Annotated in this window: 21 protein-coding genes; 17 read left to right on the top strand and 4 right to left on the bottom strand. The window is 69.6% G+C overall.

The window, feature by feature from the left end; all coding sequences use genetic code 11:
• Positions 1 to 20: 20 nt before the first annotated feature.
• Positions 21 to 329, bottom strand: a complete 309-nt coding sequence (locus tag OHA18_RS31805) for a Fe-S cluster assembly protein HesB (RefSeq protein ID WP_328999025.1) — start codon at positions 327 to 329, stop codon at positions 21 to 23.
• A gap of 648 nt (positions 330 to 977) precedes the next feature.
• On the opposite strand from OHA18_RS31805, the gene OHA18_RS31810 reads away from it, so the two are divergent.
• Entirely contained in the window at positions 978 to 1,844 is an 867-nt protein-coding gene (locus OHA18_RS31810) for a GNAT family N-acetyltransferase (protein ID WP_328999026.1), read from the top strand.
• On the opposite strand, the gene OHA18_RS31815 is transcribed toward OHA18_RS31810, so the two are convergent.
• Positions 1,841 to 2,947 (bottom strand): dipeptidase, encoded by a 1,107-nt coding sequence (locus OHA18_RS31815; RefSeq protein ID WP_328999027.1) that lies wholly within the window; start codon positions 2,945 to 2,947, stop codon positions 1,841 to 1,843. The genes OHA18_RS31810 and OHA18_RS31815 overlap by 4 nt on opposite strands.
• Positions 2,948 to 3,024: 77 nt before the next feature.
• Here OHA18_RS31815 and hisI point away from each other — a divergent pair, with 77 nt between their 5' ends.
• The 13 genes from hisI to OHA18_RS31880 all read left to right on the top strand — a co-directional run bounded on the left by hisI (position 3,025) and on the right by OHA18_RS31880 (position 13,180).
• Positions 3,025 to 3,354 (top strand): phosphoribosyl-AMP cyclohydrolase, encoded by a 330-nt coding sequence (hisI, locus tag OHA18_RS31820; RefSeq protein WP_328999028.1) that lies wholly within the window; start codon positions 3,025 to 3,027, stop codon positions 3,352 to 3,354.
• Positions 3,351 to 4,841, top strand: a complete 1,491-nt coding sequence (locus tag OHA18_RS31825) for an anthranilate synthase component I (protein WP_328999029.1) — start codon at positions 3,351 to 3,353, stop codon at positions 4,839 to 4,841. The genes hisI and OHA18_RS31825 overlap by 4 nt, the downstream gene beginning before the upstream one ends.
• Entirely contained in the window at positions 4,838 to 5,368 is a 531-nt protein-coding gene (locus OHA18_RS31830; RefSeq protein WP_328999030.1) for a Trp biosynthesis-associated membrane protein, read from the top strand. The genes OHA18_RS31825 and OHA18_RS31830 overlap by 4 nt, the downstream gene beginning before the upstream one ends.
• 68 nt (positions 5,369 to 5,436) lie before the next feature.
• Positions 5,437 to 5,682: an HGxxPAAW family protein gene (locus OHA18_RS31835; RefSeq protein WP_328999031.1), complete on the top strand. Its 246-nt coding sequence runs from the start codon at positions 5,437 to 5,439 to the stop codon at positions 5,680 to 5,682.
• Positions 5,683 to 5,695: 13 nt separating this feature from the next.
• Positions 5,696 to 6,502, top strand: a complete 807-nt coding sequence (gene trpC, locus OHA18_RS31840; protein ID WP_328999032.1) for an indole-3-glycerol phosphate synthase TrpC — start codon at positions 5,696 to 5,698, stop codon at positions 6,500 to 6,502.
• A 76-nt stretch (positions 6,503 to 6,578) separates the two neighbouring features.
• Complete coding sequence (trpB, locus tag OHA18_RS31845) at positions 6,579 to 7,790, top strand: tryptophan synthase subunit beta (protein ID WP_328999033.1); 1,212 nt, start codon at positions 6,579 to 6,581, stop codon at positions 7,788 to 7,790.
• On the top strand, positions 7,783 to 8,607 hold the full coding sequence (trpA, locus tag OHA18_RS31850; protein WP_328999034.1) for a tryptophan synthase subunit alpha: 825 nt from the start codon (positions 7,783 to 7,785) through the stop codon (positions 8,605 to 8,607). The genes trpB and trpA overlap by 8 nt, the downstream gene beginning before the upstream one ends.
• A gap of 7 nt (positions 8,608 to 8,614) precedes the next feature.
• Positions 8,615 to 9,271: an SCO family protein gene (locus OHA18_RS31855; protein ID WP_328999036.1), complete on the top strand. Its 657-nt coding sequence runs from the start codon at positions 8,615 to 8,617 to the stop codon at positions 9,269 to 9,271.
• Positions 9,268 to 9,738 carry a DoxX family protein gene (locus OHA18_RS31860; RefSeq protein ID WP_328999037.1) on the top strand — a complete coding sequence of 157 codons (471 nt, stop codon included), beginning with the start codon at positions 9,268 to 9,270 and terminating at the stop codon, positions 9,736 to 9,738. The genes OHA18_RS31855 and OHA18_RS31860 overlap by 4 nt, the downstream gene beginning before the upstream one ends.
• On the top strand, positions 9,735 to 10,430 hold the full coding sequence (locus tag OHA18_RS31865; RefSeq protein WP_328999038.1) for a DsbA family protein: 696 nt from the start codon (positions 9,735 to 9,737) through the stop codon (positions 10,428 to 10,430). The genes OHA18_RS31860 and OHA18_RS31865 overlap by 4 nt, the downstream gene beginning before the upstream one ends.
• A 64-nt stretch (positions 10,431 to 10,494) precedes the next feature.
• Positions 10,495 to 11,550 carry a prolipoprotein diacylglyceryl transferase gene (gene lgt, locus OHA18_RS31870; RefSeq protein ID WP_328999039.1) on the top strand — a complete coding sequence of 352 codons (1,056 nt, stop codon included), beginning with the start codon at positions 10,495 to 10,497 and terminating at the stop codon, positions 11,548 to 11,550.
• Entirely contained in the window at positions 11,543 to 12,268 is a 726-nt protein-coding gene (locus tag OHA18_RS31875; RefSeq protein ID WP_328999040.1) for a VIT1/CCC1 transporter family protein, read from the top strand. The genes lgt and OHA18_RS31875 overlap by 8 nt, the downstream gene beginning before the upstream one ends.
• Before the next feature lie 81 nt (positions 12,269 to 12,349).
• Positions 12,350 to 13,180 carry a hypothetical protein gene (locus OHA18_RS31880; RefSeq protein ID WP_328999041.1) on the top strand — a complete coding sequence of 277 codons (831 nt, stop codon included), beginning with the start codon at positions 12,350 to 12,352 and terminating at the stop codon, positions 13,178 to 13,180.
• 3 nt (positions 13,181 to 13,183) lie between these two features.
• Here OHA18_RS31880 and OHA18_RS31885 read toward each other — a convergent pair whose 3' ends face one another.
• Positions 13,184 to 14,209 (bottom strand): 1-aminocyclopropane-1-carboxylate deaminase, encoded by a 1,026-nt coding sequence (locus OHA18_RS31885; protein WP_328999042.1) that lies wholly within the window; start codon positions 14,207 to 14,209, stop codon positions 13,184 to 13,186.
• A 110-nt stretch (positions 14,210 to 14,319) separates the two neighbouring features.
• Here OHA18_RS31885 and OHA18_RS31890 point away from each other — a divergent pair, with 110 nt between their 5' ends.
• Positions 14,320 to 14,442, top strand: a complete 123-nt coding sequence (locus OHA18_RS31890) for a hypothetical protein (RefSeq protein WP_328999043.1) — start codon at positions 14,320 to 14,322, stop codon at positions 14,440 to 14,442.
• 85 nt (positions 14,443 to 14,527) lie between these two features.
• On the opposite strand, the gene OHA18_RS31895 is transcribed toward OHA18_RS31890, so the two are convergent.
• Positions 14,528 to 15,343 (bottom strand): phosphotransferase, encoded by an 816-nt coding sequence (locus OHA18_RS31895; protein ID WP_328999044.1) that lies wholly within the window; start codon positions 15,341 to 15,343, stop codon positions 14,528 to 14,530.
• 249 nt (positions 15,344 to 15,592) lie between these two features.
• Here OHA18_RS31895 and gltB point away from each other — a divergent pair, with 249 nt between their 5' ends.
• Together gltB and OHA18_RS31905 are read left to right on the top strand one after the other, a co-directional pair.
• Entirely contained in the window at positions 15,593 to 20,116 is a 4,524-nt protein-coding gene (gene gltB / locus OHA18_RS31900) for a glutamate synthase large subunit (RefSeq protein WP_328999045.1), read from the top strand.
• On the top strand, positions 20,116 to 21,582 hold the full coding sequence (locus OHA18_RS31905) for a glutamate synthase subunit beta (RefSeq protein ID WP_328999046.1): 1,467 nt from the start codon (positions 20,116 to 20,118) through the stop codon (positions 21,580 to 21,582). Before gltB ends, OHA18_RS31905 begins: the two co-directional genes overlap by 1 nt.
• Positions 21,583 to 21,610: the final 28 nt, after the last annotated feature.

The following is a 21,610-nucleotide window of genomic DNA, read 5'->3' on the forward strand; positions in this document are numbered from 1 at the left end:
GCCGGCGTACTCAGCTGCGATCAGGGGGTCGGTGCAGCGCCGGCGCCCGGCTGCGGCACCAGCAGGAACTCGACACCGCCCTTGTCGTCGACCGCCGCGTCCAGGATCTTGTCGTCGAGCGCGTTCGCCGCGTTGTGCTCGAGGAAGACCCGTGCACCCGCTTCCTCGACCACCTGGTCACCCGGTTGCGGAGCCTCTGTCGTGGTCACCGCGAGTGCCGGATCCGCCGGGTTCTCCTGCGAGATCCGCACCCCGGCCCCTTCCGGCGCGCCTTCGACTCCAGTGATGCTCTTGATCACCAGCGTCGCGTTCTCAGTCAGGGTCAGCACAGCCACTCCATCCGTCGGTTAACACTTGAGCCCGTCCCGTGCCCCCACCACAAAACCCCAAACCCCCACCACCCCACCCCCGCAGCGGACAAGTTCTACGCCAAGGTCGGCGAGTCGCTGGTCGCGGTCGAACGTCCGGCGAAGCAGCCGGCGGCGTTCGGTAGGCGTTGCCGCTGAGCCAGACGGCGTCCGTTGACGAGCGTCCGTGGTTCGCCCAGACACGGAGCCCGGCTACCTCGGCGGCCGTGAAGTGGCTGATCACCGACCTCGGATGTGCTGCTTGAGCGCAGGCGATCACGGCGAGGCGGGGGTCGACACCTCCGCCGACGTACCGTGCGTACGCGTTCTGCAGGTGCCCGTTCCGCAGCAGCCGCTCGACGTCGTACTTCCGCAAGCCGAGCCCCAGCAACTCCTCCCGCCGCATCGGCCTCAGCCACCGCCGAACCAGCTCCTCCCGAACCCCCCCAACCTCTCCACCCCCCGATCCTCCCCGACCTGACCCCCTCCCCGCTGACCGCTTGTGGATAACCCACCTTGTGCACGACCGCCGTACGGCGACGCTCGAAACGTACGGCCCTCATGCACAAAGTCGGCTGGGTCGGCTGGGTCGGCTTGGTTTGGTGGGGGTGGGTGGTGTGGGATCGGGGGATGGCTATTGAGGTGGGTAGTGCGGGGACCGGGGAGTTGGGTGCTGTGGTGGAGGTGCTGCGGGAGTGGACGCGGGAGGAGGTGGCGTTGCAGTTGCATCCGGGGGATCTGGGGTGGTTCTGGCGGTTCGGGGTGGAGGCGACGGCGGCTGCTACCCGGGTCTGGCGTCGGAACGGGGAGATCGTCGCGGTGGGGATGCTCGACGAGCCGGACTGGTTGCGGATGTCGATCGCGCCGGAGCTGCAGCGGGACGAGGAGCTGGCGCGGCGGATCGTCGAGGATGTGAGCACGCCGGCGGCCGGTGTGCTGATCGAGGGCAAGGTTGCCGTGGAGACGCCGATGGGCGCGCTGGTGCAGGACCTGCTCTTCAAGGAGGGATGGGACGCGGACAAGCCGTGGGTCCCGCTCCGGCGCAGCCTGAGCGGACCGGTGCCTGATCCGGAGATGCGGGTCGACGTCGTCGGTTCGGAGGATGCCCATGAGCGGACCGGCGTACAGCGGGCGTCGTTCGACGGGTCGACGTTCACCAACGACCGCTGGTTCGCGATGGCCGACGGCATTCCGTACGCGGACGCGCGGTGCCTGATCGCGCGCAACAAGATCGGCGAGTCCGTGGCCGCCGCGACCGTGTGGTCAGCCGGTGAGGGGCGTCCCGGCTACATCGAGCCGATGGGCGTGCACAGTCTGCACCGCGGTCGCGGCTACGGTACGGCGATGGTGCTCGCGTGCGCTCGTGCCCTGCAGGAGATGGGCGCGTCGAGCATCTACACCTGTACGCCGGCGTCCAACGTCGGCGCGGTCGCGACGTACCAGGCGGCCGGTCTCGAGCCGCTGCCCGAGATCAGGGCGCAGAACCGCAACGCCTAGGCCGACGCCACGTCGTCCGCGGCCCGGAGCACTCGCAAGATGTTGCCGCCGGCAAGTTTCCCGAGGTCGTCGTCGCTCCAGCCGCGGTCGGCCAGCGCGCCGAACAGCACCGGGTACGTCGACACGTCCGGCAGCTCGACCGGGAACTGCGGGCAGCCGTCGTAGTCGCCGCCGACGCCGATGTGGTCGATCCCGGCCACCTCGCGGACGTGTTCGACGTGCTTGACGACGTCCGCGAGGGTGATGTCCGGTCGCGGCACGCCGTACATCTCCTTGACCTTCTCGCGGTGCTCGTCGCCCTCGAGGCCGTGCTTCTCGGCCAGCGCGTGCATGCCGTCCAGCCAGTCGACGTACGCCTGCGAGACGAAGTACGGGACGAACGTCACCATGCAGACGCCGTCGTTGCCGGCTAGCGTCTCGAGCACGTCGTCCGGCGCGTTCCGCGGTACGTCGCAGACCGCGCGGGCCGACGAATGGCTGAAGATCGCCGGGGCGCTGGTCACCCGAAGGGCATGCCGCATCGTGTCGGCGGAGACGTGCGAGAGGTCGACCAGCATGCCGATCCGGTTCATCTCCCGGACGACCTGCTCGCCGAAGTCGTTCAGCCCGCCGAGCACCGGTTCGTCGGTGGCCGAGTCCGCCCAGGAGACGTTGTTGTTGTGAGTCAGCGTCATGTACCGCACGCCGAGCTCGCGCATCACCCGCAGTACGCCGAGGGACTCACCGATCGAGTGGCCGCCCTCCATCCCCATCAGCGACGCGATCCGGCCGGCCTTGATCGCCGCGTCCACCTCGTCGGCGGTGGCTGCGAGCTGCAGATCCGAGGGGAACCGCTCGACGAGGCGCAGGACGAAGTCGAGCTGCTCGAAGGTACGCCGGACCGAGTGCTCGTCCTGCGGCACCCACAACGACCAGAACTGGGCGCCGACGTGCCCGGCCCGCAGCCGCGGGATGTCCGTGTTCAGCTCCGGCACCGGGCCGGCGAGGTCGTGCGCGTCCAGGTCGTAGTTGCAGAGCTCGTAGAACGCGATCGGCAGGTCGTTGTGCCCGTCGATCACCGGATGTTCCCGCAACAGTTCCCCGATCCGCGCCTCACTCGTCATTCCGCCATCCTGTCAGGCCGCGTCCGGATCTGCCTCCCGTGGTCAGGGTCGTGGCTGTGATCGGAGACAATGGGTGGGTGACTATCGACGAGTTGACCTTCGACGCGGCCGGGTTGATCCCGGCAGTGGTGCAGCAATACGACACGCGCGAGGTCCTGATGGTGGGCTGGATGAACGCCGAGGCGGTGCGCCGTACCGCGGAGACCAAGCGGGGCACGTTCTGGTCCCGCAGCCGGCAGGAGTACTGGGTCAAGGGCGAGACCAGCGGCCATCGTCAGCACGTGAAGCAGATCCTCGTCGACTGCGACGCCGACACCCTGCTCCTCCTCGTCGACCAGGAAGGTCCCGCCTGCCACACCGGCACCCGCAGCTGCTTCGACAACGGCGAGATCGAGGTCGCGGCATGACGGTCCCGGAGCTGGAGACGTTCCGCGAGTACGCCAAGGACCGCCGGGTCATCCCGGTGACGCGGCGGCTGCTCGGTGACGCGGAGACGCCGATCGGTGTCTACGGCAAGCTTGCGGCCGAGCGCGAAGGCACGTTCCTGCTCGAGTCGGCGGAGAACGGCGGGGTCTGGTCACGCTACTCGTTCATCGGCGTCCGCTCCGCCGCGACCCTGACCGAGCGCGACGGCGAGGCCATCTGGACCGGCAACCCGCCCGTCGGCCTGCCGCAGACCGGCGACCCGCTGAAGGCGCTCCGCGAGACGCTCGAGATCCTGCACACGCCGCGGCTGCCCGACCTGCCGCCACTGACCGGCGGCATGGTCGGCTTCCTCGGGTACGACGCCGTACGCCGGCTCGAGCGGTTGCCGGACACGACGACCGACGACCTCGGGCTGCCCGAGCTGACGTTCCTGTTCGCCACCGACCTGGCCGCCCTCGACCACGAGACCGGCGAGATCTGGCTGATCGCGAACGCGGTCAACTGGGACGACTCCGACGAGCGCGTCGACGAGGCGTACGCCGACGCCGTCCGCCGGCTCGACGCGATGGAGCGCGACCTCGCGCAACCCACACCGTCGTACGTCGTCCGCGCCGACCGGCAGGCCGAGCCGGATCCGCACCGGCAGCGTTCCAGCGCGGAGTACCGGGAGGCGGTCGAGCACGCCAAGGAGGAGATCCGGGCAGGCGAGGCGTTCCAGATCGTCGTCTCGCAGCGGTTCGAGCTCCAGACCACCGCGAGCGCCCTGGACATCTACCGGGTACTGCGAAGGTCCAACCCGAGCCCGTACATGTACCTGGTCCGCCTGGACGGCTTCGACATCGTCGGCTCCAGCCCGGAGGCACTGGTCAAGGTCACCGAGAACAAGGTGATCCTGCACCCGATCGCCGGCACCCGTCGCCGCGGTGCGACGCCGGAGGAGGACCACGCGCTGGAGGAGGAGCTGCGCGCCGACGCCAAGGAGCGCGCCGAGCACCTGATGCTGGTCGACCTCGGCCGCAACGACGTCGGCCGGGTCTGCGCGCCCGGCACCGTCGAGGTCGTCGACTTCATGACGGTCCGCCGGTACAGCCACGTGATGCATCTGGAGTCGACGGTGACCGGGCAGTTGGCGGCCGGCAAGACCGCGTTCGACGCGCTCACCGCCGCGTTCCCGGCCGGGACGTTGTCCGGGGCACCGAAACCGCGGGCGATGGAAATCATCGACAAACTCGAGGTCACCCGGCGCGGCGTGTACGGCGGTGTGGTCGGCTACCTCGACTTCGCCGGGGACGCGGATACCGCGATCGCGATCCGGACCGCGGTGCTGCGCGGCGGGACGGCGTACGTCCAGGCCGGTGCCGGGATCGTCGCCGATTCCGACCCGGCCTCGGAGGACGCGGAGTGCCGGACCAAGGCGGCCGCCGTGCTGAACGCGATCGCGGTCGCAGGAACCTTCACCGACGTATGAAACCTCAACGCGTAGTGGACCTGCTCGCACTGGTGGCGCTCGCGCTGCTGGGCCTGTCCGGGTATCTGACCTGGGTGTCGGCCAACCCGGGCAACGGGCGCGCGGACGTGGTGTTCAACGGCTACACGATCACCAAGGCACCGGTGACGCTGGCGCTTGCCGCGGTGGTGGCGGTCGTCGTCACGAAGCTGGCAGGCACGCTGCTGCGGAGAATTCTGGGCGGTCTGGTGGCGCTGCTCGGAGCGGTCGCGGTCGTCGTCGCACTGAGCGTGCGCCCCGATGGCCCTGAGCTGAGCAGGCTGCGGCCCGAGTTGAGCGACGTACTCGCCGACCAGGTGACGCAGTCGCTCGGCGTGGCGCCGTGGTTCGCGCTGGGCGGCGGGATCGCCCTGGTCGCGGCCGGGCTCATCACCGCGCTGACAGCCCATCGCTGGCAGCGGCCCACCGCACGATACGAGCGTGATCCGGCCGCCTCACCGGCGGATCAGTGGAAGGCGATCGACGCTGGAGAGGACCCGACTCTCTGATCGCGGCGGCCTACCGCCACAATAGGACAGGACGACGAGGAGGAGTGGCGCCAACTATGGACAATACGGTGGCGGATCAAGGAGCGACTCGGATCGCGGCGGAGGCCCCCCACGATCTGCACGGCAACAGCCCCGCGGCGTGGACCGCGGTGGTGATCGTGCTGGTCGCGTTCACGCTCGGCGCCATCGCGATGGTGCTCGGGCCGAACTGGGTGCTGTTCTGGATCTCCGTCGCGATCGCGGTGCTGGGTGCGCTGGCCGGCAAGGTGCTGCAGTTGCTGGGCTTCGGGGTCCCGACTGACGGCGACCACTGAGGAGCGGACGGACATGACTGTGCTTGACGACATTCTCGCCGGGGTCCGGGAGGACCTCGCGGAGCGCCAGGCGCGGGTCAGCCTGGACGATCTGAAGCAGGAGGCCCAGCGCAAGCCGGACGCCAAGGACCCGATGCCGGTGTTCCGCGGCGACGGGATCGCGGTGATCGCCGAGGTGAAGCGGTCCAGCCCGTCCAAGGGCGAGCTGGCCGAGATCACCGATCCGGCCGCGCTGGCCGGGGAGTACGAGCTGGGTGGCGCCGCGGCGATTTCGGTCCTCACCGAAGAACGCCGGTTCAACGGCAGCCTGGACGACCTGCGCGCGGTGCGCGGCCGGGTCGACGTGCCGGTGCTGCGCAAGGACTTCATCGTCTCGTCGTACCAGCTCTGGGAGGCCCGGGCGGCCGGCGCCGACATGGTGCTGCTGATCGCGGCGGCGCTGGAGCAGGAGGCCCTGGTCTCGCTGATCGAGCGCGCGCACTCGATCGGCCTGTGCCCGCTGGTCGAGGTGCACGACAAGGAGGAGACCCTGCGTGCGGTGGACGCCGGCGCTCAGCTGATCGGCGTGAACAACCGCAACCTGAAGACCCTCGAGGTCGACCGGGACACCTTCGCCCGGGTCGCGCCGACGATCCCGACCGAGCTGGTCCGGGTGGCCGAGTCCGGGGTTCGCGGGCCGCATGATGTAATCGAGTTCGCGCGCGCCGGGGCCGATGTCGTCCTCGTCGGTGAAACCCTGGTGACCGGCCGCGATCCTCGCGCCTCGGTCGCCGACCTCGTCGCCGCCGGATCGCATCCCGCCATCCAGCAGCGGCACTAGACCTCCTCGGCCGGTCCAAACGGCACGGGGCAGCATCTCTCCCGCGCCTAGGGCCGGGCTTGGAAGGTTTTGTCGGATGTCTACTGTGCTGCCCGACCAGTTCGGGCACTTCGGCCGTTTCGGCGGCAGGTTCATGCCGGAGGCGCTGATCGCGCCGCTCGACGAGCTCACGACCGCGTGGCGCGAAGCCATGGCCGACCCGGAGTTCACCGGTGAGTTCGAGCGGATGCTGCGCGACTACATCGGCGCCCCGAGCCTGCTGTACGACGCGACCCGGCTGTCCGATGTGGCCGGCGCGCGGATCCTGCTGAAGCGCGAGGACCTGAACCACACCGGCGCGCACAAGATCCGCAACGCCATCGGTCAGGCCCTGCTGACCAAGCGGATGGGCAAGCCGCGTGTGATCGCCGAGACCGGCGCCGGCCAGCACGGCGTCGCGACGGCGACCGCGTGCGCGTACCTGGGCCTCGAGTGCGTCGTCTACATGGGCGAGGTCGACACCCAGCGCCAGGCGCTGAACGTGGCCCGGATGCAGCTGCTCGGCGCCGAGGTGATCTCGGTGAAGACCGGCAGCCGGACCCTCAAGGACGCGATCAACGACGCCCTGCGCGACTGGGTCGCCAGCGTGGACAAGACGCACTACATCCTCGGTACGGCGGCCGGCTCGCACCCGTTCCCGGCGATGGTCCGCGACTTCGTCCGCGGAATCGGCGACGAGGCCCGCGAGCAGTCGCTGGAGCTGCTCGGCAAGTTGCCGGACGCCGCTGTCGCGTCGGTCGGTGGCGGGTCGAACGCGATCGGCCTGTTCACGGCGTTCATTCCGGACGAGGACGTGAAGCTGTACGGCGTCGAGCCGGGCGGCGACGGGTTCGAGACCGGTCGGCACGCGGCCACGATCACCGCCGGCCAGGTCGGCGTACTGCACGGTGCCCGGTCGTTCCTGCTGCAGGACGAGGACGGGCAGACGATCGAGTCGCACTCGATCTCCGCGGGCCTGGACTACCCGGGTGTCGGGCCGGAGCACGCGTGGCTGGCCGAGACCGGGCGTGCGTCGTACCGGCCGATCACCGACGCCGAGGCGATGGAGGCGTTCAAGCTGCTGTCCCGGACCGAGGGCATCATCCCGGCCATCGAGTCCGCGCACGCGGTCGCCGGCGCGCTCGACATCGCCAAGGAACTGGGGCCTGAGGCAACTATCCTGGTGAACCTCTCCGGTCGCGGGGACAAGGACATGGACACGGCCGCCAGCTGGTTCGGCCTCGGCGAGAAAGAGGCCACCGGTGAGTGATGTGGTTGCCCTGGGCAAGGGTGGGGCCGCGATCCAGAAGGCGAACGAGGCGGGCCGCGGGGCCCTGGTCGGGTACCTGCCGGCCGGCTTCCCGACGTACGACGGCGCCGTGGACGGCGTCAAGGCGATGATCGACGGCGGCGCCGACGTGATCGAGCTCGGCCTGCCGTACAGCGATCCGGTGATGGACGGCGTCACGATCCAGCGCGCCACCGAGATCGCGCGGGCCGGCGGGCTGCGGACCCGGGACGTGCTCAGCACGGTCGAGACGATCGCGGCGTACTCCGACGTGCCGGTGCTCGTGATGACGTACTGGAACCCGATCGAGCGGTACGGCGTGGACCGGTTCGCGGCCGACTTCGCCGGCGTCGGGGGAGCGGGGCTGATCACGCCCGACCTGATCCCGGACGAGGGCGCGGAGTGGATCGCGGCCGCGGACAAGCACGACCTGGACAAGGTGTTCCTGGTCTCACCGTCGTCGACCGACGAGCGGATCGCGATGACCACGGCCGCCTGCCGCGGTTTCGTCTACGCGACCGCCGTGATGGGCGTCACCGGTGCGCGGGACAAGCCGTCGGAGCTCGCGGCGCCGCTGGTGGCCCGGACGAAGGCGGTGACCGGGCTGCCGGTCGGCGTCGGTCTCGGGATCTCCAACGGGGACCAGGCGGCCGGTGTGGTGGCGTTCGCGGACGCGGCGATCGTCGGCGCGGCCCTGGTCAAGGCGCTCGAGACCGGCGGTCCGGCCGGTGTCCGCGCGCTGACCGAGGACCTGGCCGAAGGCGTCCGCCGGGAACCCCGCACGCCTGCCGAACGTTAGAACCGCCGTGAGTCGAACCAGTAACGCGGTCGTTCTGCTGGCCGCGGTGGCTCTGCTCGCCCTCGCGGGCTGCAGTGGCAAGGAGCAGAAGGCCGACAATCCCGGCGGCGCGATCATCCGCAGCAGCCAGGACCCGAACGGGTTGCGCGGCGCCACGCTGGATCGGCCGTACTCGATGCCGGCGACCACCCTGACCGACACCGGTGGAAACCCGTTCAACCTGGTCACCTCGACCAAGAAGCCGGTCACGCTGGTGTTCTTCGGCTACACGAACTGCCCGGACGTGTGCCCGACCGTGATGGCTGACGTGGCGTCGGCGCTGACCAAGCTCGACCAGCCGGTGCGGGACCAGATCCAGATGCTGTTCATCACCACCGACCCGTCGCGGGACACCGGACCGGTGATTCGTAAGTATCTGGACCGGTTCGACCCGTCGTTCACCGGTCTGACCGGCTCGCTGACCTCGATCAAGGACGTGGCGAAGGCGGTCGGCGTGCCGGTCGAAGGGATGCAGAAGCTCCCCTCCGGAGGGTACGAGGTCGGTCACGGAGCGCAGGTGATCGGCTTCGGCAAGACCGACAAGGCGAACGTGATCTGGCTGTCGAACGCCGCCATCGGCGACCTCGCCCACGACTTCGGGAAGCTGGTGGCGGACAACCAGTGAGGTCGTGGTTTCCGTGGTTCTCGCTCGCTGCGCGGCTCGTTCTCGGCGGCGTGATGCTGGTCGCCGGGGCACTGAAGGTCACCGATCCGGAGACGGCCGCGCAGGCGGTCCGGGCGTACGAGCTGCTGCCGTCGGCCCTGGTGGAGCCGGTCGGGTGGGGCCTGCCGTTCCTGGAGATCGCGATCGGGTTGCTGTTGATCGTCGGCTTCGGTGTCCGCGCCTCGGCGGCGGCCGCGGGTGTTTTCATGGTCGTGTTCATCGCCGCGGTGTCGTCCGCCTGGGCTCGCGGCCTGTCGATCGACTGCGGCTGCTTCGGCGGCGGCGGTCAGGTCGCGGCCGGCCAGACGAAGTACCTGCAGGAGATCCTCCGGGACGTCGGCCTGCTGGTGCTGGCCGGCTGGCTGTGGCTGAACCCGGTCAGCAAGTTCGCTGTCGTATCCGAACCGCAAGGAGTCACCGCGTCGTGAGCACCACCAATCCGCTGCTCCAGCAGCCGAAGCGCCGGATCTCGCCAGGGATCGTCGTGGTGATCGTCCTGGTCCTGGCGCTCGCCGGCGGTGTCGGCGTGCAGTACTACCGCGGTCACTCCAAGGTCGAGGTCAGCTCGAACGGCCGCGCCGAGCCGACGGTGATCACCGGACCGGGCACGTCCGGCAAGGGCGTCACGGTCGGCCAGGCCGGCGCGAAGGTCAACATCGACCTGTACCTCGACTTCCGTTGCCCGCACTGCGCGGAGTTCGAGGAGTCGACCGGCACGACCGTCGACAAGCTCGTCCAGGACGGCAAGGCGACGCTGACCTACTGGCCGCTGCAGTTCGTCAACCCGGACGCCTCGCCGCGGCTGGCCAACGCGTTCGCCGCCGCGGCCGCGAACGGCAAGGCGCTGAGCTTCGCCGACGAGATGTACGGCGACTTCTCGAAGTCGTGGACCACCGACCAGCTGATCGAGCTCGGGAAGCAGCTCGGGGTCGGCGACGCGAAGTTCCAGCAGGCGTTGCAGGACAACACGTACGCGGGCTGGCTGGAGTCGGTGGGCAAGGCCGCCGACGACCGCGGCGTGACCGGGACGCCGACCGTCTACGTCAACGGCAAGCAGTTGCCGGCCGACCAGTTGAGCGCGGACGGCCTGCAGCAGGCCGTCGACGCGGTCACAAGCTGAGTCCCCATCGTGACCGGGCGTTCCTGGCAGTGGTCTGGCGGGTCGAGTAGCGTTCCCCCTTGCCATGTCTAGTCTGATTCCCGCCGTGATGGTTCCGGCATTCATCCCCAGCCCGAGCCAGGGTGTCTGGCACGTCCTCGGCCTCCCGCTCCGCGCGTACGCGTTGTGCATCCTGGCCGGCATCTTCGTCGGCTACTGGCTCGGTCGCCGGCGCTGGGTGGCGCGCGGCGGGTCCGCGCCGGTGCTGGCCGACATCATGTTCTGGGCGATCCCGTTCGGGTTGGTCGGCGCGCGGATCTACCACGTGGTCACCGACGCCGAGCTGTACTTCGGTGCGGGCCGGCATCCGATCGACGCGCTGAAGATCTGGCACGGCGGACTGGGTATCTGGGGCGCGGTCGGGTTCGGCGCGCTGGGTGCGTGGATCGCCTGCCGGCGGGCGAAGGTGCCGTTCCTGGCGGTCGCGGACGCGATGGCGCCGGGGATCGCGCTGGCGCAGGTGTTCGGCCGGTTCGGCAACTACTTCAACCAGGAGCTGTTCGGCCGCCCGACCACGAAGCCGTGGGGTCTGGAGATCTCGCCGGAGCATCGCCCGGCCGGGTACGCCGACTTCGCCACCTTCCACCCGACGTTCCTGTACGAGGCGGTCTGGAACCTCGGCGTCGTGGCCCTGGTCATCCTGGTCGACCGCCGCTTCAAGCTCGGCCACGGACGCGCGTTCTTCCTGTACGTCGCCGGCTACACCGCCGGCCGCGCCTGGATCGAGAACATGCGCATCGACACCGTCAACCACTTCCTCGGCCTCCGCCTGAACGTCTGGACCGCCCTCATCCTGTTCGTCCTCGCCGTAGCCGCCTTCGTCCTGAGCGCCAAACGCCGCCCGGGCCAGGAAGACATCACCACCGGCCCCGCCGCCGGCAAGCCGAGCGACAGCGAGAAGGCGGCTACTGACGCGACGCCGACCGACGACGAGGCAAACCCGACCACCGACTCCACCGGGACTGATGCCGGTGACTCCGCCGCCTCGGCGGAGCCGGCCGAAGAGCCGGATGCCGAGGCGAACCCGCAGCCGAAGGTTGACGTGAAGAACGGCGCCGATTCTGATGGGTCTCGTGACTGAGACACCTCAGGTTTCGGGGGAGCATCACGGGGACCACAAGCACCGTGATGTGAACGGCGGCTGGCTGCGGCCGGCTGTGTTCGGGGCGATGGACGGCCTGGTGTCGAACTTCGCCCTGATCGCCGGCATGGACGGCGGTACCAGCTCCGGCTCGAAGTTCATCGTGCTCGCCGGCCTCGCGGGTCTGGCGGCGGGCGCGTTCTCGATGGCGGCGGGGGAGTACACCTCGGTCGCCTCCCAGCGCGAACTCGCCCACGCCGAGATCGAGGTCGAGCGCAAGGAGATCCACCGGCACCCGATCGACGAGGAGATCGAGCTCGCCGAGACGTACCGCGCGAAGGGCCTCGACCCGGACCTGGCCAGCAAGGTCGCCAAGCAGTTCCACGCCGACCCGGAGCAGGCCCTCGAGGAGCACGTCCGCGAGGAGCTCGGCATCGACCCCGGCGACCTGCCGAACCCGGTGATCGCGGCCGCCTCGTCGTTCGTCTGCTTCGCGGTCGGTGCGTTCATCCCGCTCGCGCCGTACCTGTTCGGCTCCGGCAGCGTCGTACCGTCGCTGATCCTGTCCCTGACCGCCCTGTTCGTCTGCGGCGCGGTCGTCTCCCGCGTCACCACCCGTTCCTGGTGGTACTCCGGCCTCCGCCAGCTCCTGCTCGGCGCCGCAGCCGCCGCCCTCACCTATTTCGTCGGCACCCTCGTCGGGCCCGGAATCGGTTGACCAGAAGGTATCGCCGGCGCTACCTCAAGAGTCGATCCAGCGTGATGGTACGCACCCGCCTGGTCCGCCTAGCTTGAGCTCATGACGTCGACCACCTTCCGCCGCCCGTGGCAGGCGCTCAGCGCCGTCGCGACCACCGCCGCGGCGCTGATCGTCGCCTTTGTGCTGGCTCCGGCCACGCTCGCGAGCACCGCGGCGACCACCGGTCTGGGCAGCGAGAGCCGACTCATCGCAACCTTCCGCAACGCGTTCGTCGGGTACTGGCGTTCCGGCACCGGCGGCTTCGGATCAGAGCTCCAGCCGGTCGTCGACTACTGGTTTCGCTACCACGTCGCCAAGGCATTCCTCGCCGGAGCGTTGCTGGCGGTGCTCATCGTCCTCGGCGTGCTGAGCTGGCAGGCGTTCCTCCGGGTCGGCGGTCTTCGGGCAGCGGCTCTCGCGGTCAGCGGTGTCGTTTCCACGGCGCTGGCGGTGGTCTCGCTGGCGGCTGTGATGGCCAACATCCATGGAATGGCGGCGCCGTTCGGCTCTCTCCTGCCGATGCTGTTCGGCGCCCCCAGCGCCTCAGCGAGCCCGCTGCCGGACACGCTGGCCCAGATCAGGCAGCGACTGGCCGACGGCCAGAACTCACCCGCCCTCGAGGTGATCCGCAGCGACTACGTCAAGTTCCACGCGGTGATGGCCGTCGAGGGCACGATCGTGGTCATCGCGCTCGTGGCTCTCACCGTCCTGCTGTGGCGACGGTTCGCGAGGGTGGATCGGACCGAGCGACGGTCCAGGCGACTGCTGGCGGCGTACGGCGTCTTCATCCCGCTGCTGGCGCTGACACTGGCCGTCATCGTGGTGGCGAACGCGACCACCGCGGCCCATCCGCTACCTGGCCTCGAATCCTTCTTCGCCGGCGGCTGGTAGCTGTCAGGTGATCGGCGTGCTCCGGGCGAAGAGCCCGCTGTAGGCGTTCAGTGCGGGCTGCCCGCCGAGGTGGGCGTAGAGGACGGTGGAGTCCTTGCCGATCTCGCCGTTGCGGATCAGGTCGATCAGCCCGGCCATCGACTTGCCCTCGTAGACCGGGTCAATGATCATCCCTTCGAGCTGACCGGTCAGGCGGATCGCGTCCAGCGTGGACTGCACCGGGATCCCGTACTCGTCCCCGGCCCATCCCTCCAGCACGGTGATCTCGTCGTCGCGCAGTTCGCGCTCCAACCCGATCAACGAGGCCGTCGCCCGGGCGATCCGCTCGACCTGATCGCGGGTCTCCTGCAGCTTCGCGCTCGCGTCGATCCCGATCACCCGCCGCGGCCGGTCCTGGCCGGCGAACCCGGCGATCATCCCGGCATGCGTCGACCCGGTCACCGAGCAGACCACGATCGTGTCGAAGAAGACCCCGAGCTCCCGCTCCTGCTGCTCGACCTCGTACGCCCACTGCGCGAATCCCAGCCCGCCGAGCCGGTGGTCCGAGGCGCCGGCCGGGATGGCGTACGGCGTACCGCCACGGGCCTGCACGTCCTCGAGCGCCTGCTTCCAGCTGTCCTTGAACCCGATCCCGAACCCGGCCGGATCGAGCCGCACCTCGGCCCCCATGATCCGGCTCAGCAGGATGTTGCCGACCCGGTCGTTGAGCGCGTCCGGCCAGTCGACCCAGTTCTCCTGGACCAGCACCGCCTTCAGCCCGACCTTCGCCGCGACCGCGGCCACCTGCCGGGTGTGGTTCGACTGGTACCCGCCGATCGACACCAGCGTGTCCGCTCCCTGAGCGAGCGCGTCCGGGATCAGGTACTCGAGCTTGCGCGTCTTGTTCCCGCCGTACGCGAGCCCCGAGTTGCAGTCCTCCCGCTTCGCCCAGACCTTGGCCCCACCCAGGTACGCCGACAGCCGCTCCAGCGGGTGCACGGGGCTCGGCCCGAACAACAACGGGTACCTCGGGAAATCGGCGAGAGTCATGGCTCCCAGCCTAATCAGCCGGTACCGCGGAATGCCGGGGTCAGCGCCCGCTGCCAGTGCTGTCGTGCCTCGGCCGGGCCAACTCGATCGCGCCGCAGCCACGACATGCGGTGATCGAATCCCCGGCCGGCCCGGTGCTCGTCTACGACTGGCGCGACGGCGACCTCGTCGGCGCTGCCCTCGATCGCTTCAAGGCGCCCGCCCGCCGGGCGGACGTACCGACGGACGGGTAGTGGTCGGGACAATCAGCGCTGTCGCCTCCTACGCGCACGGCCCCACGCCGATCCAGCGGGACCACTACCCGTCCGTCGGTACACATCAGAGGCAGGCGGCGGCCTGCTCGATGACTTCTGACAGTCGCAGCAGCCGTTCGACGTGGTCCCCGGTGTCGGGTTGCCCGAGTGCCCACGCTGCTCGCGAAACCCCGGTGTATGCCGCCACGAGCACAGCACCACGCCGTACGTCGCCACCGTGTGCGGCGACCAACGCGTGCAGTGGGGTGTCGACGGCGAGGAACAGGTAGCCGAGGTCGAATCCGGCCGGCCCCGGACCGAACTGCTCCCAGTCGATGGCGATGACGTCCTGGCCGTCGCGCCCGAACAGGTTCACCGGGTGCGCATCCCCGTGTGTCGGCACTCGGGGGAGCCGATCCAGCACCGTCAGCGCGGCGTCCCGCCGTACCCACAGCTCCTCGATCGCCGGTGAACTCAGGCCGGCTCGAGTCAGCGCATCCCATCCACCCCGCAGCTCCACGGTCCGCAGACGGTCCCGCAGTACGTCCCGAGCACCCCAGCCGGGCTCGGCCACGGAACAGCCTGCGAACCGCCCCAGAGCCTCAGCCAGCCCCTCTCCAGTCCACGAGGCAGCAGGCGTGTAGGCCATCCGCAGCGTGATCCCGTCCGCGTCGCGCTCGACACCCAGACACGCCGGTGCGCGAAGTCCCGGAGTACCCGACACGATGCCGGACTCGGCGACCAAGGCCTGGCGTTCCCAGTACGCGTGGTGGCGGGGATCCTCGACGCCGGGCACCAGGCGTTTGACCACCTGGCCGTCGGGGGTCCGCCAGACGCCGCCGGTGGCCTGGCCGGTGCCGGAGGTGAGTGGTTGCCAGTCGGGGGAGGGCTGCCAAGACATCGGATCAGCCTCTCAGGATTTGGTGGTCTCAGTAGGTGAATTTCAGGTGGTGTGGGTGGTTGTCGGGGCGATGGGCTGGGAAGATAGAAGGCTAGTAGTGAGCGCTTGCTTACTGTGGGTTATCAAGGCGTTTCGCCGTGGACGGGAAGTCCAGCTGGTGGGCGTCATGAGGTAGTCTCGGGACACCCGGCTTGGGCCAATGTTGTCCCGCGGCCAGTTGTTTGACCGTAGGACGACGGGAGCCCCTAGATGTTTGGTCGCCCCCCATTCCCGGCTGAGGGACTCTACGACGGGCAGCACGAGCACGACGCTTGTGGTGTTGCCTTCGTCGCGACCCTGACCGGTGAACCGAGCCACGACATCGTGGCCAAGGCCTTGACCGCCCTGCGCAACCTCGAGCATCGAGGCGCGTCCGGCGCCGAGCCGGATTCCGGCGACGGCGCCGGCATCCTGATCCAGGTACCGGACGCCTTCTACCGCAGGGTGTGCGAGTTCGAGCTGCCGGCGCCGCACAGCTACGCGACCGGCATCGCGTTCCTGCCGGCCGATCCCGACGACGCCGCCAAGGCGGTCAACCGGATCGAGGAGCTGGCCGCCGAGGAGCAGCTGAGTGTCGTCGGCTGGCGGGACATCCCGACCACCCCCGACCTGCTCGGCGCGACCGCGCGTTCGGTGATGCCGACCTTCAAGCAGGTGTTCGTCACCGCGAAGACCGGCCGCGTGCTCGGCCTGGCGCTGGAGCGGATGGCGTTCCGGCTGCGCAAGCGCGCCGAGAAGGAGACGGAGACCTACTTCCCGTCGCTGTCCGGCCGGACCATCACCTACAAGGGGATGCTCACCACCGACCAGCTGGACAAGTTCTTCCCCGAGCTGACCGACCCCGATCTCGCTTCGGCGATCGGCATCGTGCACTCGCGGTTCTCCACCAACACGTTCCCGTCCTGGCCGCTGGCCCACCCGTACCGGTACATCGCCCACAACGGTGAGATCAACACCGTCCAGGGCAACCGGAACTGGATGCGCGCCCGCGAGGCGCTGCTCGCCAGCGACCTGATCCCGGGCGACCTGGAGCAGCTCTACCCGATCTGTACGCCGAGTGCGTCGGACTCGGCGTCGTTCGACGAGGTCCTGGAGCTCCTGCACCTGGGCGGCCGGTCGCTGCCGCACGCGATGCTGATGATGATCCCGGAGGCCTGGGAGAACGCCGCCACGATGGATCCGAAGCGGCGCGCGTTCTACGAGTTCCACTCGACGCTGATGGAGCCGTGGGACGGCCCCGCGTCGGTGGTCTTCTCCGACGGCACCAAGGTCGGCGCGGTCCTGGACCGCAACGGTCTGCGCCCCTCGCGGTACTGGGTGACCGAGGACGGCCTCGTCGTCCTCGCCTCCGAGGCCGGCGTCCTCGACATCGACCCGGCCACCGTGACGGAGAAGGGCCGGCTCGAGCCCGGCCGGATCTTCCTGGTCGACGTCGACGCGCACCGGATCATCACCGACTCCGAGGTGAAGAACGCCCTCGCCACCGAGCACCCGTACGACGAATGGCTGCACGCCGGCCTGATCCGCTTCGAGGACCTGCACGAGCGCGAGCACGTCGTCCACAGCCACGCCTCGGTGACGCGCCGCCAGCAGGTGTTCGGGTACACCGAGGAAGAGCTGCGCGTCATCCTCACCCCGATGGCCAGGGCCGGCGCGGAGCCGATCGGCTCGATGGGCACCGACACGCCGATCGCCGTACTGAGCGACCGGCCGCGGCTGCTGTTCGACTACTTCGCCCAGCTGTTCGCGCAGGTCACGAACCCGCCGTTGGACGCGATCCGCGAAGAGCTCGTGACGTCGCTGTCGTCGAGCCTCGGCCCGGAGTCGAACCTGCTCAACCCGAGCCCGGCCTCGTGCCGCCAGGTGGTGATCCCGTTCCCGGTGATCACCAACGACGAGCTGGCCAAGCTCCGCCACATCAACCTCGACGGCGACATGCCGGGCCTGGCCACCACGGTTCTGCGCGGCGTGTACGACGTCGAAGGCGGTGGCGAGGCGCTCCGGACCCGCCTCGACGAGATCTGTGCCGAGGCCGACGCCGCGATCAGCGACGGCGCCCGCATCCTGGTGCTGTCCGACCGGCACTCGAACGCCGACAGTGCGCCGGTCCCGTCGCTGCTGCTCACCGCCGCGGTTCACCACCACCTGGTGCGGAAGAAGACCCGCACCCAGGTCGGTCTGGTGGTCGAGGCCGGTGACGTCCGCGAGGTCCACCACGTCGCCCTCCTGATGGGGTACGGCGCGGCCGCGATCAACCCGTACCTGGCGCTGGAGTCCGTCGAGGACCTTTGCCGGCGCGGCACCTACCTGCCGGGGATCGAGCCCGAGCAGGCAGTGCGCAACGTGGTGAAGTCGCTCGGCAAGGGCGTGCTCAAGGTGATGTCGAAGATGGGTGTCTCGACGGTCGCGTCGTACACCGGCGCGCAGATCTTCGAGGCGAACGGCCTGTCCTCCTTCCTGGTCGACATCTACTTCACCGGTACGTCGTCGCGGATCGGCGGCGTCGGCCTGGACACGATCGCCGAGGAGGTACGCCGCCGGCACCTGCGCGCCTACCCGGCGGACGGGATCCTGCCCGCGCACCGCAAGCTGGAGATCGGCGGCGAGTACCAGTGGCGGCGTGAAGGCGAGCCGCACCTGTTCGACCCGGACACTGTCTTCCGGCTGCAGCACAGCACCCGGACCGGTCGCTACGACATCTTCAAGCAGTACACGGCCCGCGTGAACGAGCAGTCCGAGCGGCTGATGACGCTGCGCGGTCTGTTCGGGTTCAGCGGTGAGCGGCAGCCGATCTCGATCGACGAGGTCGAGCCGGTCAGCGAGATCGTCAAGCGGTTCTCCACCGGCGCGATGAGCTACGGCTCGATCAGTGCCGAGGCGCACCAGACGCTGGCGATCGCGATGAACCAGCTCGGCGGCAAGTCGAACACCGGTGAGGGCGGCGAGGACGCCGACCGGCTGTACGACCCGTCCCGGCGGAGCTCGATCAAGCAGGTCGCGTCCGGGCGGTTCGGCGTCACGGCGGAGTACCTGACGAACTCCGACGACATCCAGATCAAGATGGCGCAGGGCGCGAAGCCCGGTGAGGGCGGCCAGCTGCCCGGCCCGAAGGTGTACCCGTGGGTGGCGAACACCCGGCACTCGACGCCAGGGGTCGGCCTGATCTCGCCGCCGCCGCACCACGACATCTACTCGATCGAGGATCTGGCCCAGCTGATCCACGACCTGAAGAACGCGAACCCGTCCGCGCGGATCCACGTGAAGCTGGTGTCCGAGGTCGGCGTCGGCACGATCGCCGCGGGCGTCTCCAAGGCCCACGCGGACGTCGTCCTGATCTCCGGTCACGACGGCGGCACCGGTGCGGCGCCGCTGACCTCGCTGAAGCACGCCGGTGGCCCGTGGGAGCTGGGTCTCGCCGAGACGCAGCAAACCCTGCTGCTGAACGGTTTGCGTGACCGCATCGTCGTACAGACCGACGGCCAGCTGAAGACCGGCCGGGACGTGATCATCGCGGCGCTGCTGGGTGCGGAGGAGTTCGGCTTCGCGACCGCGCCGCTGGTGGTGTCGGGCTGCATCATGATGCGGGTCTGCCACCTGGACACGTGTCCGGTCGGCGTCGCGACGCAGAACCCGGTGCTGCGGGAGCGGTTCTCCGGCAAGCCCGAGTTCGTGGTGAACTTCTTCGAGTTCATCGCGGAGGAGGTCCGCGAGCTCCTTGCTGAGCTGGGTTTCCGGACCCTGGACGAGGCGATCGGCCACGCCGAGGTGCTGGACGTCCGGCGCGCGGTCGATCACTGGAAGGCGGACGGCCTCGACCTGACGCCGATCCTGCACGTGCCGGCGCTGCCGGAAGGCGCGTCGCGGCACCAGGTCGTCGAGCAGAACCACGGCCTGGACAAGGCGCTCGACAACGAGCTGATCCGGATCTGCCGGCCGGCGCTGGACAACGGCGAACCGGTCCGGGCGCAGCTCGCGATCCGCAACGTCAACCGCACTGTCGGCACGATGCTCGGCCACGAGATCACCAAGCGGTACCGCTCGGCCGGCCTGGCCGACGGGACCATCGACCTGACCTTCACCGGGTCGGCCGGCAACTCGTTCGCCGCCTTCGTGCCGAGCGGGGTCACCCTGCGACTCGAGGGTGACGCCAACGACTACGTCGGCAAGGGCCTGTCCGGTGGCCGCGTGGTCATCCGCCCGGACCGGCACGCGCGGTTCGACGCGGCCGGCCAGATCATCGCCGGCAACGTCATCGCGTACGGCGCGACCTCGGGTGAACTGTTCATCAGTGGTGGCGTTGGGCAACGGTTCTGCGTCCGGAACTCCGGCGCGACCGCGATCGTCGAGTCGGTCGGCGATCACGCCTGCGAGTACATGACCGGCGGGCGGGTCGTCGTACTGGGCGCCGTCGGACGGAACTTCGCGGCGGGTATGTCGGGCGGCGTGGCCCACGTACTCGACCTGGACCACGCCTTGGTGAACCCGGAGCTGGTGGATCTGCACCCGGTCACCACGGACGAGTCCGAACTGCTGCACGACCTGGTCCGCAGGCACTTCGAGGAGACCGGATCGGAACGGGCGGCCAAGCTGCTCGCCGACTGGCCCGCCGCGGCCGCCAGGTTCACCACGGTGATGCCCCGCGACTACGCCCGGGTGCTGGCGGCCAAGGCGGCCGCCGAGCGCGACGGGCTGGACGAGGACGCCACCACGCGAGCGATGATGGAGGCCATCTGATGGCTGACCCCAAGGGATTCCTGACGACCCCGCGCGAGGTCGCCGACCGGCGGCCGGTGGAGGAACGCAAGCAGGACTGGAAAGAGGTCTACCCCGGCGGGCCCGGCAAGGCGCTGCTGCCGATCATCACCAAGCAGGCCGGCCGCTGCATGGACTGCGGCATCCCGTTCTGCCACAACGGCTGCCCGCTGGGCAACCTGATCCCGGAGTGGAACGACCTGGTCTGGCGGGACGACTGGTCGAGTGCGATCGAGCGGCTGCACGCGACCAACAACTTCCCGGAGTTCACCGGCCGGCTCTGCCCGGCGCCGTGCGAGACCGCGTGCGTGCTCGGCATCAACCAGGACCCGGTGACGATCAAGAACGTCGAGGTCGCGATCATCGACAAGGCCTGGGAGACCGGCGACGTCCGGCCCCAGCCGCCGGAGTGGCTGACCGGCAAGACGATCGCGGTCGTCGGGTCCGGACCCTCCGGCCTGGCCGCCGCGCAGCAGTTGACCCGCGCGGGGCACACGGTCGCGGTCTACGAGCGCGCCGACACCCCCGGCGGCCTGCTGCGGTACGGCATCCCCGAGTTCAAGATGGAGAAGGAACAGGTCGACCGCCGGATCCAGCAGATGAAGGAGGAGGGCACGGTCTTCCGCTCCGGCGTGAACGTCGGCGTGGACGTGACCGGGACCCAGCTCAAGCAGCGGTACGACGCGGTGGTGATCGCGACCGGCGCCACCGCGGCCCGCGACCTGCCGGTGCCGGGCCGCGAGTACGGCGGCATCCACCAGGCGATGGAGTACCTGCCGCAGTCCAACCGGGCCTCGCTCGGGCAGACCGTCGAGGACCAGATCGTTGCGACCGGCAAGGACGTGGTGATCATCGGCGGCGGCGACACCGGCGCCGACTGCCTGGGTACGGCGCACCGGCAGGGCGCCCGCACCGTGACCCAGCTGGAGATCATGCCGCGACCCGGTGACGACCGTCCGGGCAGTCAGCCGTGGCCGACGTACCCGATGATCTACCGGGTCGCCTCCGCGCACGAGGAGGGCGGCGACCGGGTGTACGCCGTCTCCACGGTGAACTTCGAGGCCGATGCCGACGGCAACGTGTCCGGGCTGAACCTGGTCGAGGTGAAGTTTGCCGACGGCAAGTTCAACCCGGTCGAGGGGACCGAGCGGACCATCCCGGCCCAGCTCGTGCTGCTGGCGATGGGCTTCCTCGGCCCGGAGCGCGAGGGTTTCCTCGAGCAGCTCGGCGTCGAACTCGACGAGCGCGGCAACGTCAAGCGGGACAAGGACTACCAGACCTCGGTCGAGGGTGTCTTCGCCTGCGGTGACGCCGGCCGCGGCCAGTCGCTGATCGTCTGGGCGATCGCCGAGGGCCGCTCCTGCGCCAACGGCGTGGACACCCTCCTCACCGGCTCGTCGACGTTGCCCACCCCGATCCCGCCGACGGCCCGCCCCCTCGCGGTCTGACGTTTCGGGCACCCACCGACACGAAACG

Source organism: Kribbella sp. NBC_00709, from assembly GCF_036226565.1.
GTDB lineage: Bacteria > Actinomycetota > Actinomycetes > Propionibacteriales > Kribbellaceae > Kribbella.